The sequence below is a fragment of the Chamaesiphon sp. VAR_48_metabat_403 genome, assembly GCF_031422475.1.
Lineage (GTDB): Bacteria > Cyanobacteriota > Cyanobacteriia > Cyanobacteriales > Chamaesiphonaceae > Chamaesiphon.
Genome location: NZ_JANPLS010000169.1, coordinates 1 through 16,183 on the forward strand (window position 1 = coordinate 1; position 16,183 = coordinate 16,183).

The 16,183-nt window shown below is 47.3% G+C and carries 12 protein-coding genes and 1 pseudogene; 8 read left to right on the forward strand and 5 right to left on the reverse strand.

The window, feature by feature from the left end; genetic code table 11:
- Positions 1 to 37 precede the first annotated feature (37 nt).
- Complete coding sequence (locus RMO79_RS08120) at positions 38 to 2,536, reverse strand: IMS domain-containing protein (protein ID WP_310482611.1); 2,499 nt, start codon at positions 2,534 to 2,536, stop codon at positions 38 to 40.
- A 349-nt stretch (positions 2,537 to 2,885) separates the two neighbouring features.
- On the opposite strand from RMO79_RS08120, the gene pdhA reads away from it, so the two are divergent.
- The 6 genes from pdhA to trmD all read left to right on the forward strand — a co-directional run bounded on the left by pdhA (position 2,886) and on the right by trmD (position 10,435).
- Positions 2,886 to 3,917, forward strand: coding sequence for a pyruvate dehydrogenase (acetyl-transferring) E1 component subunit alpha (gene pdhA / locus RMO79_RS08125; RefSeq protein WP_310482612.1), 1,032 nt, complete (start codon positions 2,886 to 2,888; stop codon positions 3,915 to 3,917).
- A gap of 213 nt (positions 3,918 to 4,130) precedes the next feature.
- Positions 4,131 to 4,733: a hypothetical protein gene (locus RMO79_RS08130; RefSeq protein WP_310482613.1), complete on the forward strand. Its 603-nt coding sequence runs from the start codon at positions 4,131 to 4,133 to the stop codon at positions 4,731 to 4,733.
- 218 nt (positions 4,734 to 4,951) lie between these two features.
- Positions 4,952 to 7,186, forward strand: a complete 2,235-nt coding sequence (locus tag RMO79_RS08135; protein WP_310482614.1) for a serine/threonine-protein kinase — start codon at positions 4,952 to 4,954, stop codon at positions 7,184 to 7,186.
- A gap of 163 nt (positions 7,187 to 7,349) precedes the next feature.
- Complete coding sequence (bioD, locus tag RMO79_RS08140) at positions 7,350 to 8,045, forward strand: dethiobiotin synthase (RefSeq protein WP_310482615.1); 696 nt, start codon at positions 7,350 to 7,352, stop codon at positions 8,043 to 8,045.
- Between the two features lie 513 nt (positions 8,046 to 8,558).
- Complete coding sequence (locus tag RMO79_RS08145; protein WP_310482616.1) at positions 8,559 to 9,554, forward strand: nidogen-like domain-containing protein; 996 nt, start codon at positions 8,559 to 8,561, stop codon at positions 9,552 to 9,554.
- A gap of 167 nt (positions 9,555 to 9,721) precedes the next feature.
- Positions 9,722 to 10,435, forward strand: a complete 714-nt coding sequence (trmD, locus tag RMO79_RS08150; protein ID WP_310482617.1) for a tRNA (guanosine(37)-N1)-methyltransferase TrmD — start codon at positions 9,722 to 9,724, stop codon at positions 10,433 to 10,435.
- 50 nt (positions 10,436 to 10,485) lie between these two features.
- On the opposite strand, the gene RMO79_RS08155 is transcribed toward trmD, so the two are convergent.
- The gene (locus RMO79_RS08155; protein ID WP_310482618.1) at positions 10,486 to 10,953 is read right to left on the reverse strand and encodes a hypothetical protein; all 468 of its coding nucleotides are present in this window, start codon (positions 10,951 to 10,953) and stop codon (positions 10,486 to 10,488) included.
- Positions 10,954 to 11,369: 416 nt separating this feature from the next.
- Entirely contained in the window at positions 11,370 to 13,928 is a 2,559-nt protein-coding gene (glgP, locus tag RMO79_RS08160; RefSeq protein ID WP_310482619.1) for an alpha-glucan family phosphorylase, read from the reverse strand.
- A gap of 397 nt (positions 13,929 to 14,325) precedes the next feature.
- On the opposite strand from glgP, the gene RMO79_RS08165 reads away from it, so the two are divergent.
- A complete protein-coding gene (locus RMO79_RS08165; protein WP_310482620.1) occupies positions 14,326 to 14,814 on the forward strand; it encodes a hypothetical protein in 489 nt (162 codons plus the stop codon).
- 92 nt (positions 14,815 to 14,906) lie between these two features.
- Here the strand turns inward: RMO79_RS08165 and RMO79_RS08170 are convergent, their stop codons facing one another.
- Both RMO79_RS08170 and RMO79_RS08175 read right to left on the reverse strand, forming a co-directional pair.
- Positions 14,907 to 15,344, reverse strand: coding sequence for a peroxiredoxin (locus RMO79_RS08170; protein ID WP_310482621.1), 438 nt, complete (start codon positions 15,342 to 15,344; stop codon positions 14,907 to 14,909).
- Positions 15,345 to 15,542: 198 nt separating this feature from the next.
- Positions 15,543 to 15,983, reverse strand: coding sequence for a hypothetical protein (locus tag RMO79_RS08175; RefSeq protein WP_310482622.1), 441 nt, complete (start codon positions 15,981 to 15,983; stop codon positions 15,543 to 15,545).
- 108 nt (positions 15,984 to 16,091) lie between these two features.
- Between RMO79_RS08175 and RMO79_RS24485 the strand changes: the two are divergent.
- Positions 16,092 to 16,183: pseudogene (locus RMO79_RS24485) on the forward strand (dTMP kinase); the annotation flags it as partial.

Sequence of the window (16,183 nt, forward strand, 5' to 3'; positions counted from 1 at the left end):
GGGGCAATTCATGAATTGCCCCTACTCGCAACTTGGATTATTTAACTACGCCCATGTATTTAATATACCAGCCATTTTCTTGATGGATGAGGTTGTATTTAACCACTAGTTGTTTAGAATACGATCGACCGGGATTGAGGCGATCTCCTTGATAGAATTGAGCATCTTCAAGAACTCTAGCGGTGACTGTGGCTGTATCGGCGGTAGAATTAGGGCGATCGATCGCGATAATTCCCAGATTTTGATGTTTGTATTGCCAATAGATGCCTTCAGCCTTGGCTGTGTCCGCGCGATCGATTGCTTTAGATAAGGCTGGTTCGGCTAAAATTTCTTTAAGTCGATCGACTTGACGCTCTTGATTTAAAGATGCTGCTTTGGCACTCAACCATTTGGAGATCGTGGCTTGGGCGATGTCGGGAGTCAGCGTTTTGCTAGCGGTGGCGGTGGGAGCTGATGCGGCTGGTGCGGTAGTCGGTTTCGTAAAATTAGGATTTTTGGGGACGCGGGGAGTCGGATCGGAGGTAATCGATCCTGTATGCGTCGGGGATTTTGTTAAGATGCCGACTGCGGTAGTTGCCAACCACACTGCGCCCCATACGCAGGTAGCACCACCCGTGCCAACTAGTAAAATCCGGGGAATATTTGGCGAACGACGGGTACGGCGGGATCTGACTCTGGGTTTCGCGGTTAATTGTCCGGCTTTCACGGCGGGGACTAGTTGACTGCTCCCATCGATCGGGAGCGGCATCTGCCGACGATCTTCAATTTCGGCTTGCTCGAATTGACCGTCGATCGTTCTAGCGGTAGGCATCGATCGCCGCCGGATGCGTTCGCTCTCTAAATGAATTACATTTGTATTGTCTTGCTCTGCGGTAGCCGGAATGGTTGGTGGTGGCTCTGGTGGGGGTGTTTGTTCTACCCGCACTGCGGGAGTGATGTTATTGGTCCCTCCCCATTGCTCTAATGTTGGCTGTAAAGATGCATTTGGGGTGCGATCTCGACGCACCGATTTAGCGATGAGCGATCGCTCGGCGATCGCATCTGCGGTATCTAGCTCCGCGATCCGTTCGCTACCGGACAGATCGCCCGACGGAGGTACGTCGATCAGCTTGGGTGTTGATGTCGCCCACCCGTTCATGCGACTGTCGTTGACAGGTACTCGATCGGCAAAGTCTTGAACGTCTCGATCGTTAAAATAAGCATCGAGGGAAGAATCGCTGGTTGCCAAATCCCGAAAACAGGGAAAGGCTTCGTCTTTGAGCCACGATTCGACGTACCAAAATAGCCCTCTGAGCAAGTCGGGTTCCCCCTGGGACTGCTGGCGAATCACAATTAGTGGGGCTGATTCAGCGGCTGTTGCCAGAATTTGATTGGCTTCTTCTATTTGTCCTAGCAATAGCGCGCAGATCGCTTGTTCGAGTGTGACATCGATGCGCTGACTGAGCCGATACTGGATGATTTGTTGGGCGGTGTAAATCGACTGGGGATTGCGATAGGCAAATCCTTGAGCGATTAAGGCATGAACGTGGAGATACGTACATGCTAATTGCATGACATTTAACGCCTTCGACCCCAATTGATGGGAGTCTCTAGCTAGCTGACTGAATAGATTGCGTTGTTCGGCTGCCGTGAGATAGGGGAGATTTTCGTGAACGAAGGCGATCGTACTTTCACTATTGAGAGCAAAACGTTCTTGACATTTAACCTCATTCGTGCAGGCACTTTCCAATAATTCTTCTAAAAACTGAATTCCTTGGCGGCGGAGGTCGTGCCGATCGAGCGATAATGAGATTGAAGATGAGATCCGATAAGGTCGCAGCCGATCGAGCTTGCGATCGATCTCCCCTTGAATTTGGGGGAACAAATCTTCTTGAACTAAAATTTTCTTGGCGGTTTCGTAATGAATCACGGCTTCTTCATAGCACCCATCGCGCCATTCCCGTTCGCCCAGTTGCCAGAAAGATGACACCATTGCCAGCACGATATCTGGCTTGAGCGGGATGATATAACTGCCAGCAGCAGTATGTTTGAGTTTATTGAGCGGTAATGGATCGCTCTTGGTATTTGGATCTGGTCTTAAATTGCCACTGGGAGATATGGAAATCGGCGGTTGTGGGTGTAGGCTACCACTATTGCTGCTGCGACCATTATTGCCCAGGTAGGGCATACAGATACTATTAATTTCTTCATACTCGCCCAGCTCGAACAATATGAGCAATCCGCCAAGAAAATGCTCTGTCGCAATGTCTAGTTCCGGACGACGATAAAATGTACCAGCAGGTCGATTGTCATTAGCCGCGACACTCAGTGGCTCGGCTACTAATGCTTGTTGAGTAGCTGCATATTCATCGCGTTGGCTGGGATCGCTCAATACTTCATAAGCTACGCTAATCAGTCGTTTACGAGACTCGATCGCCGCATCGGAATATTCTTGTTGGGGTAATTGCAGCAAGCGATCTTGATATGCTTGCTCTAGCCCCGATAGATCGCTCTCCGGTACGCCCAAAATCTGATAATAGTCAAGCGGGATTCGCACAGTTCACCTAATCCACCACAAACGATACAGTTAACAATTACCAGCTATTTAATGATTGACTTGCTCTTTGAGAACTTGAAGTTAATCTGGCAACGTACACTCGGACACAAGGTTATGCTATTTCAAACGCGAGTTGATATTGCTGTTTTAAAAACTTACGAATAAACATAGCACAACATCATAACTTTAGGAAATAGTAGTGGCTGTGTTGGAGGACTGGGAGACTGGGAGACTGGGTGTTAGATTGGGGATCTTTAATAATTTAATCGGTGAGTTTGGGGACGGGACTAGTCACTACTACCGAAATAGGGGACAATATCGATCGCACACGAGTGGATAAAACAAACCAATGGTTCAAGAGAGAACTTTACCCGCATTTGAGCCAAAGTCGGGAGAAATCACTAAAGCAGAAGGCTTGATGTTATACCGCGACACGATCCTCGGTCGGTTTTTTGAGGATAAATGTGCAGAAATGTATTATCGGGGCAAAATGTTTGGTTTTGTCCACCTGTACAACGGTCAAGAGGCAGTTTCATCTGGGGTCATTAAAGCAATGCGACCCGGACAGGACTATGTTTCTAGTACTTATCGCGATCACGTCCACGCTCTGAGTGCTGGCGTACCCGCGCGCGAAGTGATGGCGGAGTTATTTGGCAAAGAGACAGGCTGTAGCAAAGGGCGCGGTGGCTCGATGCACATGTTTTCCAAAGAGCATGGCTTATTAGGCGGCTATGCTTTTGTCGCTGAAGGCATTCCGGTGGCAACTGGAGCGGCTTTTGCTAGTAAATATCGCCGCGATGCGCTGGGAGAGGCGAGTTCGGATTTGGTATCGGCTTGTTTCTTTGGCGATGGAGCTGCTAATAACGGTCAGTTTTTTGAGTGCCTGAACATGGCGGCGTTATGGAAGTTGCCGATGCTGTATGTCGTCGAAAATAATAAGTGGGCGATCGGGATGTCTCACGAACGGGCGACATCGGTACCCGAAATTTATACTAAAGGTGCTGCCTTTGGAATGCACGGGGTACAAGTTGATGGGATGGACGTATTAGCCGTTTACAGCGTCGCTAAAGAGGCTGTCGCTCGCGCTCGTGCGGGAGAAGGCCCGACGCTAATTGAAGCCCTTACATACCGTTTTCGCGGGCACTCCTTAGCAGATCCCGACGAACTCAGACCTAAGGAAGAAAAAGATTTCTGGTTCGCCCGCGATCCGATTAAGAAATTAGCAAATTATCTCACGACTGAAGGTTTGGTAACTCAAGACGAACTAGCAGCACTAGATCGGGAAGTTCAGGATTCGATCGATGATGCTGTCGAATTTGCGGAAAATAGTCCCGAACCAGATCCTAGCGAATTGCGTCGTTATATCTTTGCTGAAGATTAGACGATCGTCAGTAATCTAATTCACTCGCTCGTAGATAGAGCAATGGGGGTGGGAGGTTTGGTTGTGCCTACGGCAGGCTATCGCCAACGGCTTCGCGCAACCACACCTCCCACGCCTCCCCATACAGCGACTAGATATCGACAGTCTAGATATTTTTTGTTTCCCAATTCGGGCGATAACTGAATGTGGTCTATGTGCAAGAAACTATCACTTTTGTTATTGCTACTTTTATGTAGTAGTTGCGATCGTTCGCCGATCGAACGTGTGGCACAAAGCCAACCACTCTCGCCGTTACCCAATCTCGCGACAGTTTTACAAGCCGATAAAGTCGAAATCCAGAATGACTGGAATGGCCACTCGGACATCACACCAGTTTTACGGCGTTATAAATTGCGCCTAGACAAGCAAAAGTTAGTAGGTAACGCTCATATTGCCGTTGGTGGTTATGGTGCCGCTGGAATTCATCAACAGAAAACTACTAAAATAAATATTCCAGCAGCGACGAGTGCCAAATTTTTAGCAACTTTAGCCAAAACGCCCCTCCAGACAGGGACTTACCAACCGCGCATCGATCGCGGTGATGACTATCCATCGATAACAATTCAACTCCAAATCGCGCGTCAGCAAGTAACTTTTAGTTCTCAATCCCAATCAGTGGGTAATGTTCCTTGGAAAGTGACAATTACCAAAAACGATCGCACTGTAGAATATATTAGTAATTCGGCTTTCCCAGCACAGGCACTCAAATCTCTCGATCCCTATCTTGACAAAAATGGAATCGAGCTAATTATCCAACGACGACGGCAAAAAAAATAGCTGGGAGTTGGAAGTTAGGAGACTGGGGGACAAGATGTTGAGGTAAATCGGAGAAAACTATCGATCGGGTTCGAGTAGTCGAGAAAAGATAGTAGGATAAATTAGTAAGGTGCGATCGATGCCATCGGAACTAACAGATCGCCCCAAACATCTTTTAATTTATAGCTTCAAGATTAAGTCATAGTTTCGATCGCCATAATTTTGAGCGAGTACATCGTATGCTACCAATTGCCCCAGATACCCTTTTGCAACAACGTTACCGCATCCTCAATCTGCTTGAAGATGGGAGTTTGGGGCGGAGATATCTCGCAACCGATAGCGGTCGGAACGATGCTGATTGTACGATCGAGGAAATTATTCCTACCACCCAATCTAGCGATGCCTTAGCCCGTGCCCAAGAATTTTTCAAGCGCGAAATCGCACCGCTGCATCAGCTTCAGCATCCCCAACTCGTCAAATTTTGGGGAACATTTGAAGAACGCGATCGCATTTTCGTAGTGCTCGACTACGTTACAGGTAAAACCTATGCCCAGATGCTCGAAGATCGACGCGATCTCGATCGGGCATTTAGTGAAACCGAAGTCTGGCAATTGTTATTGCAGATTTTACCCACGCTGGGCTACATCCACAGTAAAGGGACGATCCATCGGCAAATTTCTCCGGCACAAATAATTTGTGCCGATCGCGATCGATTGCCAGTACTCAGCGATTTTGGCGTGTTCTCAGAATTTGCCGATAAATTACAGGCGCATCCGATCGGCAGTTCCATCAACGGACAACTGGGATACGCACCCAAAGAACAACTCTATAGCGGTAAAGTGTATCCTCATAGCGACTTATACGCGCTAGCAGTGACGGCGATCGTCCTATTAACTGGTAAAGAACCCAGTGCGTTATTTGTAGGCGAGCAAATGAATTGGGATTGGCGCAAATGGACGCACATCGGTGACGAATTTGCCACAATTCTCGGTCGGATGTTGAGTCTAGAACCTGAGGATCGCTATCAATCTGCGCTAGAAGTAGAGCGCGATCTCCAATCGATTGAAATCAGCGAAAGTCAGCCATTGCAGCCGATCCCCGCTGCTAGCAATCGCCCATCTACCCTACCGACTGTGGCAATCGGCGGTACTAAAACCGCATCTGGCGATCCGGAGGAAGGTCGATCGGCAATTACCAATCTCAATGGCAAATCGATCTGGGAAAAGCCACAAGTGTTTATTCCCGTCGGCGCGCTAATTGCCCTCTTAGCAGGGGTTGGCTCGTGGTTTGGCGTAAGTTTATTACTCCACCGCCAAACCCCAGAACCTGTCGCCAGTACTCCACCAAAACAGATCGATTTCAACAATCCGACCATTCCTACCGATAGTGTCAGTCCCAGCTCTACTGACGCAACTAGCGATACCATCCAACCGGAACTCGATCGATCGATCGTCAAAGAAGGCACGATTGCCCCCGATACACCAGTTATCTACCGAATCGCCGCCCAAGCAGGTCAAAATCTGGATATTCAGCTCGTTCCCGCCACCAGCACGAATGTCGATCCGGCTAAATCGATCGCTAGTCCGATCGATCCCATCAAATCTAGTCCCACCCCATCACCGAGTACTACAGCTACATCTACCAATCCGCCTATTTCAGTGCCGGGAGTAACGCCAGTCGCTGCAACTCAAGTACTGATGACAATTAACGCCCCATCAGGTAAACCGATCGACGATCGAGCCGATCGAGTTGTGGGTTGGCGCGGTCAAATTTCTGAAGCTGGCGACTACACGATCGAATTACGACCGATTAAAGGACTCAGCGGTACGAGCTTTCCTTATAAACTCAGCGTCACTCAAATAACTGTCACTCCGTCACCCGTCCCCGCCGTTACCGCCACACCATCGCCTGGTGCCAGCCCATCCCCCTCCCCGTCTCCTACGGCTACAATCGATCCTACCGCAACTCCCGTCCCGATCGAAGGTAATGGCATCGCACCCATTCCGACCACCAGCCCAGTACCAATAGCACCCACCAATAATAGTAATTCCGGCACGGTTAGCCCCACTCCGAGCGTCTCACCGTCACCCACAACCCGCAGACGCAGACGGCGTACCCAAGTATCGCCCAGTCCCCAAGTCCGAGAACGTCAATCAGTAGTCGAATCGACCGCCGAAACCACCACACCCACCCGTCGCCGTCGCAATCGGGTCGATTCAACCACCGAAACCACCTCCACCACCCGTCGCCGTCGCAATCGGGTCAATTCGACCGAAACAACTACTCCCACCCGTCGCAGCACTCGTCAAACTGAGTCAACACAGTCAACACCCAAACCATCTAGCAGTCCTGCTACTGAAGATAATAGCTCTGAAAAAACGCCGCAGCCAGAACCATCGGTTGCTATCCCCGTACCTGCTGCCAAGACTGGTGCCAGCCCATCGCCTGGGAATACCAACGTCGATACAGAGTAAAACTACTACCCAAATTGCTAGTTATGAGTTGTTAGTGGGATAGGTGTTAGCTGTTAGATTTTATCCCATCGCTAATACCTAATACCTAATACCCAAATCTTTAACCTTGGTTATAACTAGCAACTTACGTTACGACCCAAATTGCCACAATCGACAGCTAAAGATGCTTCTAATTACTAGTACCGACACAGAGGCGGGTAAAACCGTCTTGACCGCTGCATTAATCGCTTACGGTCTGAAATACCATCCCCAGCAAAATTGGGGGCTGCTCAAGCCAATTCAGTGCGGTACGGGAGATCGTGAATATTACAGTCAGTTGTTCGATCGATCGATCGCCGATATTAACCCAATTTATCTAGAACCACCACTCGCACCCCCCATCGCCGCTACTCAGACGAATGTATTTATCGACCTTGCCGTCGCTTGGCAAGCCCTCGAACGGATGCGCCAACAGTCCGATTTTGTCTTAGTAGAAGGAATCGGCGGTTTGGGTACGCCGATAACCGACGAGCTAGTCGTCGCCGATTTAGCTAGAGATTGGCGACTGGCAACAGTTTTAGTCGTACCAGTCAAATTAGGCTCGATCGGCACCGCTGTCGCTAATGTCGCGCTAGCAAGGCAATATAACGTAAATCTGCGGGGAATCGTCCTCAATTGCCCCCAACCGCTTACCGCTGCCGAAATCGCCAATTTCGCCCCCGCTGAATTAATTCAATCGCTCACCAGCACGCCCGTTCTTGGTTGCATTCCCTATCTTCCCGATCTCCAAGATCTAGATTTATTAGCCGCTGCCGCCGCCGATTTAGAACTAGAAATTTTGTTGCCACAGCTTGCCGCTAGCAGATTGACGGCAGCATAAATTCAGGGATGATTTATTTTAGGGGTAAACCTAAAATTTAGGGTAGGGGCAATTCATGAATTGCCCCTACCCTAAATTTCGAGGACATTGCACACTACACTTGAGCAACGCTGTCGAGTTAGACGACATTAATGTTGCATTAATAGAACGATCGCAAAATCCTCCAAATCTGGATTGAATAGCTCAATTATCGAAATATTCTGGAGATCGGACATCTCGATCGCTACCTAGTAGATCGATCTTAGCAAACATATACACATGAGGGTTTTCAGTCGAGCTGCTGAACACCCTTGTTTCTTTTTAGAAATACAGATCGGTAATATTACCAGTAACATGCAGGCAACTGGAGATCGCACTAGCCCATAAATCAGTGGTATTACTGTTTTCAATCCCTGACCGAAATGGCAATAATTGTTGTTGTACCTGAGTGTTCAGACGAAGCGGTCGATAGTACTCAGGAATCGATGGCGAGAAAACTTCACGCGAACTTAGTATTCAGGAATTTCTAAATAGATGTCTATCAAAAACCCCGTAACTCGAATTACTACAGCAGCCTTATCTGCTATTTTGCTCAGTGCTGCGATGACTGGAGTAGCAGAAGCTACCAATCTCAGATCTGGATTCAATAGCAACACTTTAGCTCGTAACGACGATTTATCTTCTGGTGCTGTCGATCTTGGTTTTACTGCTAACTTTTTTGGTGACGCAGCAACTGGACGCAGTGTTTACAACCAAGTATATGTAAATAACAACGGTAACTTTACCTTTACAGCTCCATCCGGACAATTTACGCCCACTGCTCTCAACGGAGCTACCAATTTACCAATTATTGCCGCGTTTCTGGCTGATGTAGATACCAGAGGTGCAGCATCTTCTGAGGTTACCTACGGACAAGGAACTGTAAATGGTCGGAATGCTTTTGGTGCTAACTATGTTAACGTTGGCTACTACCCTGCCCGTACTGATAAAATCAACGATTTTCAGTTGGTACTGATCGATCGTGCTGATACTGGTGCTGGTAACTTTGATATTGAGTTTAACTACGATCGGATTCAATGGGAAACTGGCAGTGCTAGTGGCGGTATTAACGGCTTTGGTGGTACATCTGCTTTTATTGGTTATTCCAATGGTTCGGGTACTGCTGGTACTAACTTTCAGCTTTGCGGTTCGGGTGTCAATGGTGCTTTCCTAGATGGCGCAGCATCTATTTCTTGTTCGCCAGAACTGAACATCAGTCAGAGTCTGGCTCTCACAGCAAATGCTTTAGCAAGTGGTTCTAACCTCTCTGCCAATCTGTTCACTCAAGGTCAGGCTTCTGGTTTCGCCCGCTTTAGTGCCAGAGGTGGTGCTGTTGTAATCGATGAAACACCAACAGGTAATCCTAACGAGCCTACTTCGACTTCGCCTACTGCCGACGTACCAGAACCAGCGGATATCCTCGGTACTGCTTTAGCTGGTTTGGCTTTAATCGGTCTCAAACGCAAAATGTCCAAGAAAGCTAAACTCTAATTCTGAGCTGATAGCTAGCTAACCGAACACGGTATTTGTCTGTATCAATCTGTGGATATTCCTCAAGATCGATCTTAGTGTTGAATCTCATTTAAAATGGGCACACGAAGATCGATCTTTTTGCATCTTTAAAGCGATGGCGTTGCCAGTCCTATCGAGAATTTCCAATGCGTTTTGATGTTATTACTTTATTTCCAGACTTTTTTACATCCCCGTTGGGCTGTGGCTTACTCAGTAAAGCTTTAGCCAAACAAATTGCCTCGGTACATATTACCAATCCGCGCGATTTTACGATCGACCGTCATCGGAAGGTAGATGATGAATCTTATGGGGGTGGTGTGGGGATGGTAATTAAGCCGGAGCCAATTTTTGCAGCGGTGGAATCTTTACCAGTTTTGCCTCGGCGACAGGTATTGTTAATGAGTCCCCAAGGGGAAAAGATCGATCGAGCTTTATTTGCCGAGTTGCGGGATAATTACGACCAGTTGGTATTATTATGCGGTCATTATGAAGGCATCGACGAGCGGGTGATGCATATTGTCGATCGCGAAATTTCGTTAGGCGATTTCGTGCTAACTTGTGGAGAGATTCCGGCACTGACGCTAATTAATGGTATTACCCGATTGCTCCCCGGTACTGTCGGTAAAGTAGAATCTCTTAAAGCAGATAGTTTTGAAGATGGATTGCTAGATTACCCTCACTATACCCGTCCAGCAGAATTTCGCGGTTTGTGCGTTCCAGATGTATTAATGTCTGGCAATCATGAGAAAATTGCTCAGTGGCGACACCAACAACAACTCGATCGCACTCAATCGAAACGTCCCGATTTATACGATCTGTGGCTGGAAAGCAAAGACGATAAAAAACCCACTCTAGATTAGAGTGGGCGCAGATAAATTAAACCCCGAACTTAATCCTTACAGGAGTATTCCTAGAAGCGGAAACCAGCACCGACTCTGACATCTGTCGAGCGACCGTTGCTGCTTAAAGGTACATTTAAGGATGCTTTTAACTGAATGGCTTCAGTTACATCAAAGTCAGCACCACCTACAAATCCAACCGTAGTAGCACTACCACCACCATTAGCATTGGCAATTTCTACAGAACCACCAAGATAAGGGGTGATTTGCACTTTGTTACCAGTGTTAGTAAGGTTAAAGTCGTAAGTGAGCGAGCTACCAAAGAGAGTACCACCGCTGGGGAAGTAGATATATGGGCGAATTGAGAGACTTTCATTTACGCCAAACTTAGAATCAACTCCGATATTCGTGGTGCCGTTACCAATTAGAACGGATGGGCCGATCGAGTTTTTGCCCATTTCTGCCCTAGCTGGTGCGCCCATTCCGAGAGCCGCCACTGAGGAGCAAAGCATAACTAATGCAACGATTTGTTTTTTCACTTTTAGTGTTCCATTTTAAGTAGATTAGCTCAACTAACTCATTGGTGCGGTCTATTATTACAGAGCGGCACTTCCAAATCTAAATTTTATTTTGGTTGAGCATCAGGGATGAATTTTTCCCTGGTTATTTAGTTTGACGCGGGCAGATTGTGGAAAGTTCCGAACTTGTTTTTACGGGCGATGGCATCTGCAAAACTATTGGCAACTGGCGACATTGACATTAAAAGCGCGATCGAGGGTATACTTCGATCGCGCTTTAACATGAAAAATTTTAATTACTTAACGCCAATCATCACCTGGGGATTTATCCCCAGGCTAACCAAGAAAGTCCACTGAAGTGGACTGAAGAATCTAACAGTCCACTTCAGTAGACTTGAACCACTAGCCCGCACTTCAGTCGCGGGCGGTCATTGAGCCTACGCCCAGCGAATCAAGCCTAATTCGTAAGGATTGCTCAAATGAACGTTGTGGGGCAACACGCGCAGAGACAAGCCCTGTAAGCCGCTAGCCGAGTAAGCAATCTCACTGGTATAAAGACTATTACCAGCACCATCTCGTCCTTGGTAGGTCATTACGGCGGTGTCTGCATCGGTGATTTTGCCGTTGGTATCCACCGCACCTTTATAGAGTTCGACTTGAACATCGTGGGGTTCCAAACTGCCCAGTTGAATCAGGCTCTTGACCGCGATCGACTGGTTGACGTTAATATCTTCTGGTGCGGAAACATCGACGGTATGGATTTTGAGATCGTCCCAATGTTGGAGCATCTTTTCTTTCCAGTGGGCGAGATCTTTACCAGCCTGATAACTATTGTCGGTGACGACGTGGTTGCGATCGCTGGCAGGGAAGTAGCCGATCGTGGCATAATCGCGCAGCATCCGGGCGGTATTAAAGGTCGGACAATTGAGCCGGATGGCATCTTTCATCTTCGCTACCCATTTACGAGGTAAACCTTCTTTGTCACGATCGTAGAATAAGGGGACGATTTCTTGTTCTAATAGATCGTAGAAGGAGTTTGCTTCTACTTCGTCTTGATAGGCTTCATCGGAGTATAACTCGCCATGTCCGATCGGCCAACCAGTCTTGACGTAATCGGCTTCATCCCACCAACCATCGAGGATACTCAGGTTGGGTAAGCCGTTCATGGCGGCTTTCATGCCGCTGGTACCGGAGGCTTCGTGAGGGCGACGGGGGGTGTTCAGCCAGATGTCGCAGCCTGCTACCATCACCCGCGATACATAAATATCGTAGTCGGGCACAAATACCACTGAGTTCATCCCTTCGGTACGGGTGAAGTGGACGATATCGCGGATTAGTGCTTTCCCTGGAATATCTTTGGGGTGAGCTTTTCCGGCAATCACAAATTGAACTTTGCGTCCTTTATTACCCACCATAATCTCTTTAATCCGATCGAGATTGCGGAGGAATAATGTCGCACGTTTGTATGTCGCAAACCTTCTGGCAAATCCGATCGTCAGTACGCTCGGATCTAAAGCCTCCTGAGCATGGTTGATTTCGGCTAGAGTCGCGCCGCGTTCCTTCAGATGACCGACAATGCGATCGCGCACGTAGACGACCATTTCCGATCGACTATGCTCGTGATTGCGCCACAGTTCCTCATCGGGAATGGCATCCATTTTATGCCAGATCGGGTCTTCGATCGATTTCTCCGACCATTCGGGGCCTAAATACCGATCGTATAGTTCCTGTACGGATTTAGCTACGCAACTGCGGGCGTGTACGCCATTTGTCACCGAAGTAATCGGTACTTCGTCGATGGGTACATCTTTCCACATGTTTTGGAACATCTCCCGTGAGACTACCCCGTGTAGTTTCGCCACACCGTTGACAAAGCTCGACGTTTTCATTGCCAGAGCTGCCATGCTGAACGGCGATTCTAGGGCGGTGGCATCTTCACGCCCCAATCCCATGAATTCGTCTTTATTCAGCCCATACACATCAGCATAATGTCCGACATAGTACATGGTCTTGTCGGGTGGGAATAAATCGAAACCCGCACTAACTGGCGTATGCGTGGTAAAAATCTGGGTCGATTGTGCGACTTGCTTGGCTTCGACAAAGGATAATTTATCGCGCTGCATTAGCACCCGCATGTGTTCGAGAATCAGGAAGCCTGAGTGTCCTTCATTCATGTGATAGACGCTCGGTTTGTGACCTAATGCTTCGAGGGCGCGGAAGCCACCGATTCCCAGCATGATTTCTTGATGGATCCGGGTATCGAGATCGCCACCATAGAGGGCATCTGTAATGTCTTGGTCGTAGGCACTATTTGGCTCGATATTGGTATCGAGTAAATAGAGGGGTACGACACCAACTTGGACGCGCCACACGCGGGCATATACCATCCGTCCGGGGTATTCTACAGCTACTCGCAACTCGGTGCCGTCGGGCTTGCGCTCTAACTGCACGGGAATGTTGTGGAAGTCGTTAACTGGGTAACGCTCCTGTTGCCAACCTTCGGCATTGAGGTATTGTGCGAAGTAGCCTTTTTGATAGAGCAATCCAACTGCAACTAAGGGTAAACCCAAGTCACTAGCAGATTTAAGATGATCTCCTGCTAAAACACCTAAACCACCCGAATAAATTGGCAAACAGTCTACCAATCCAAATTCGGCGCAGAAGTAAGCAAAACACTCTTTACCGACTCTATCAGCGCGTTTGTGCTTGTACCAACTGCGATCGTGCATGTAAGCATTGAGTTCTCCCAATGCCCGTTCCATGTGGGCTAAAAAGCCATCGTCAGCCGCTACTTCTTGTAAGCGCGATTGACTGACCCTAGCTAGCAGTGCAACTGGATTGTGACGAGTGGCTTCCCACAAGTCGCGATCGAGTCTTTTAAATAATTCCTTGATCTCCGTATTCCAGTCCCAATACAGATTATAGGCAAGCTGCCGTAGGGGTTCGAGGGAGGCTGGTAGGGAAGGAGAAACGTTGAATGTACGAATCGGCTGCATCAATAAACTTCCTCGGCAATTAATTCCTCAATCTTCTATTGTTACCCACCTTTGTCGATGGATCCAATTTTCTCCACAATATCTTTACAAGTTAGAAATCGAGCGCGATCGGCGATCGACAGCAATTGATGTCGCTTTGTGAAGGTCGAGTCGCACTATTCGATTTTAATCTAATTTTAGGTAGCGATCGTAATTCTTTCTGTCTAAATGGGTACATATAAGATAACGCGGTGAGCACTAGATTTCGATCGATTTTAATCATCTAGCTCTAAGACTTTTGTCAAGATCGAACTCCAGCCAATATGCGGAAGCTGTCCCAAATCTATCCAATCGCTAAACTAAACAGATTAAGATATTCAGTATGCTAAGACACACATCTCTCAACACCATACGTTGTATGAAATTCAGTCAATATTTGTCTGTTATCATCGTTATGAGCGGGATCTGGAACTTGCTAAATGTCCCGTCTTCAGCTCGCTCTTTATCGTTAGCTTTACCAGCAGTTAAAGCCGCTCCATTGGATCGATCTGTCCCTTCCCAACCCCAAGTATTAGCTAGGGATTCAGCCAATGCGACCGCTAACTTAGAGATCGACAAAAACCTCAAATTGCAAGGAATTGTTGTGAAGCGTAATAGTTCGGATAATTCCCTGCTAACTGTTAGTGGAACGATTGAAAATCAAAGCAAACAAGTCCACTATGTTTACTACATTGTGGCAAAGTTCGTTGCCAAAGATATCTCAATCAAACAAGCAATTATTCCGATTAATATCGATATCGAGCCAGGAAAATCTAAATCGTTCGCTCACGAAATTTCGACGGATAGCATCAATTCGATCGCGCCAGAGACAGTCAAGACATCGATCGTCAAGTATGAGTACCGTTAGAAATCTCGATCGAGATCGAACTAGCTCGATCTCAGTAACGATCGCCGATTGCCAAACAATTAGCATAATTATTTGACAATCGAGTTGAGATATTAATAGCCCAAAGCTGCTAATACGTCATTAGCATGAGTATCAGTTTTAACGCTACTATCGACGTGAACGATATTACCAGTTTCATCGATCGCATAAGTCACGCGTTTGGCATAGCCGCCGCCATCGACATCGTAAGCCTTAATCAGGTCACCTTTGATATCGGCTAACAGGGGGAAAGGCAGATCGAATTTTTTGGTAAAAGCTTGGTGAGCAGATTCATCATCTTTACTTACGCCTAACACCACAACGCCTTTATCTTGGTAAACCGCGTAATTATCGCGAAAACTACAAGCTTGTTTCGTGCATCCTGGGGTGTCATCTTTGGGATAAAAGTACATCACGACTTTTTTACCAGCCAACCCAGCTAGATTGACAGTATTCCCGTTAGTGTCTTTGACGTTAAAGTCAGGAGCTTTTGTGCCTACAGCCAGAGCCATGAGATAATTTTCCTGTATGAGTAAAGATCTATGTCCTCGCTCACTGTAAACGGAATCGCCTCATTTTTCAAGCCTGGGACGATCGCAGTCGATCGCAGCTAAATAAAAAGTCAGGAAAATCGGGGTAATTTTGGATCGAGTCCGTAGTGTCAATGCAGATTATTTCATTTTCCACTCCAGATTAGTTGCACAATTTCATTAATTCATCGTTGCTTGGAGCGTATCTGTTGTAGGTGTTGGCTCGAACCCGACGGTTGGCAACCCTGTCATCGTTTTAACAGATGCAGAGCCATTCGACTGAAGAGTGGGAATTTGATGCCAATGAGGATTGCGAGCGATCGCCGATCGCAGGAGATCGAACATTTGGCGACAATGATTGTTACTATTGAGCGGTAACTCTTCATTCTTGACGACCAAGGTGAGCTTGACAGCTTCTGGAGTTGCATTAGTCGCGTCAACTAAGACTTCAACAGTCGCTAACCGCGCGAAGGCAACTCGACCGGGAATTTCTCGTGCATTTAGATAATCGGTAACTTCATAAATCAGCTCTAATCGGCACATCTCCAACATTTTTTTCAGTACCGATCGCATGTGCTCGGATGAAGTAGTGACTAAAAAATGACATACATAACGAGACATAAGAAGTAATTTTTACAGAGTAAGGTTTAATTAGCTTAAATTCTCTTGACATCGTACCAGATTAGTTTACTAATTTGTAGTAAATATCCAGCTAAATCTTGTCCGAACATGAGTGGTAAATTGATCGTATTTGAAGGAGTTGAAGGAGCGGGCAAAACAACCCAGCTTCAACAGACAGCAGAGTGGCTCAAAAGCTGGTA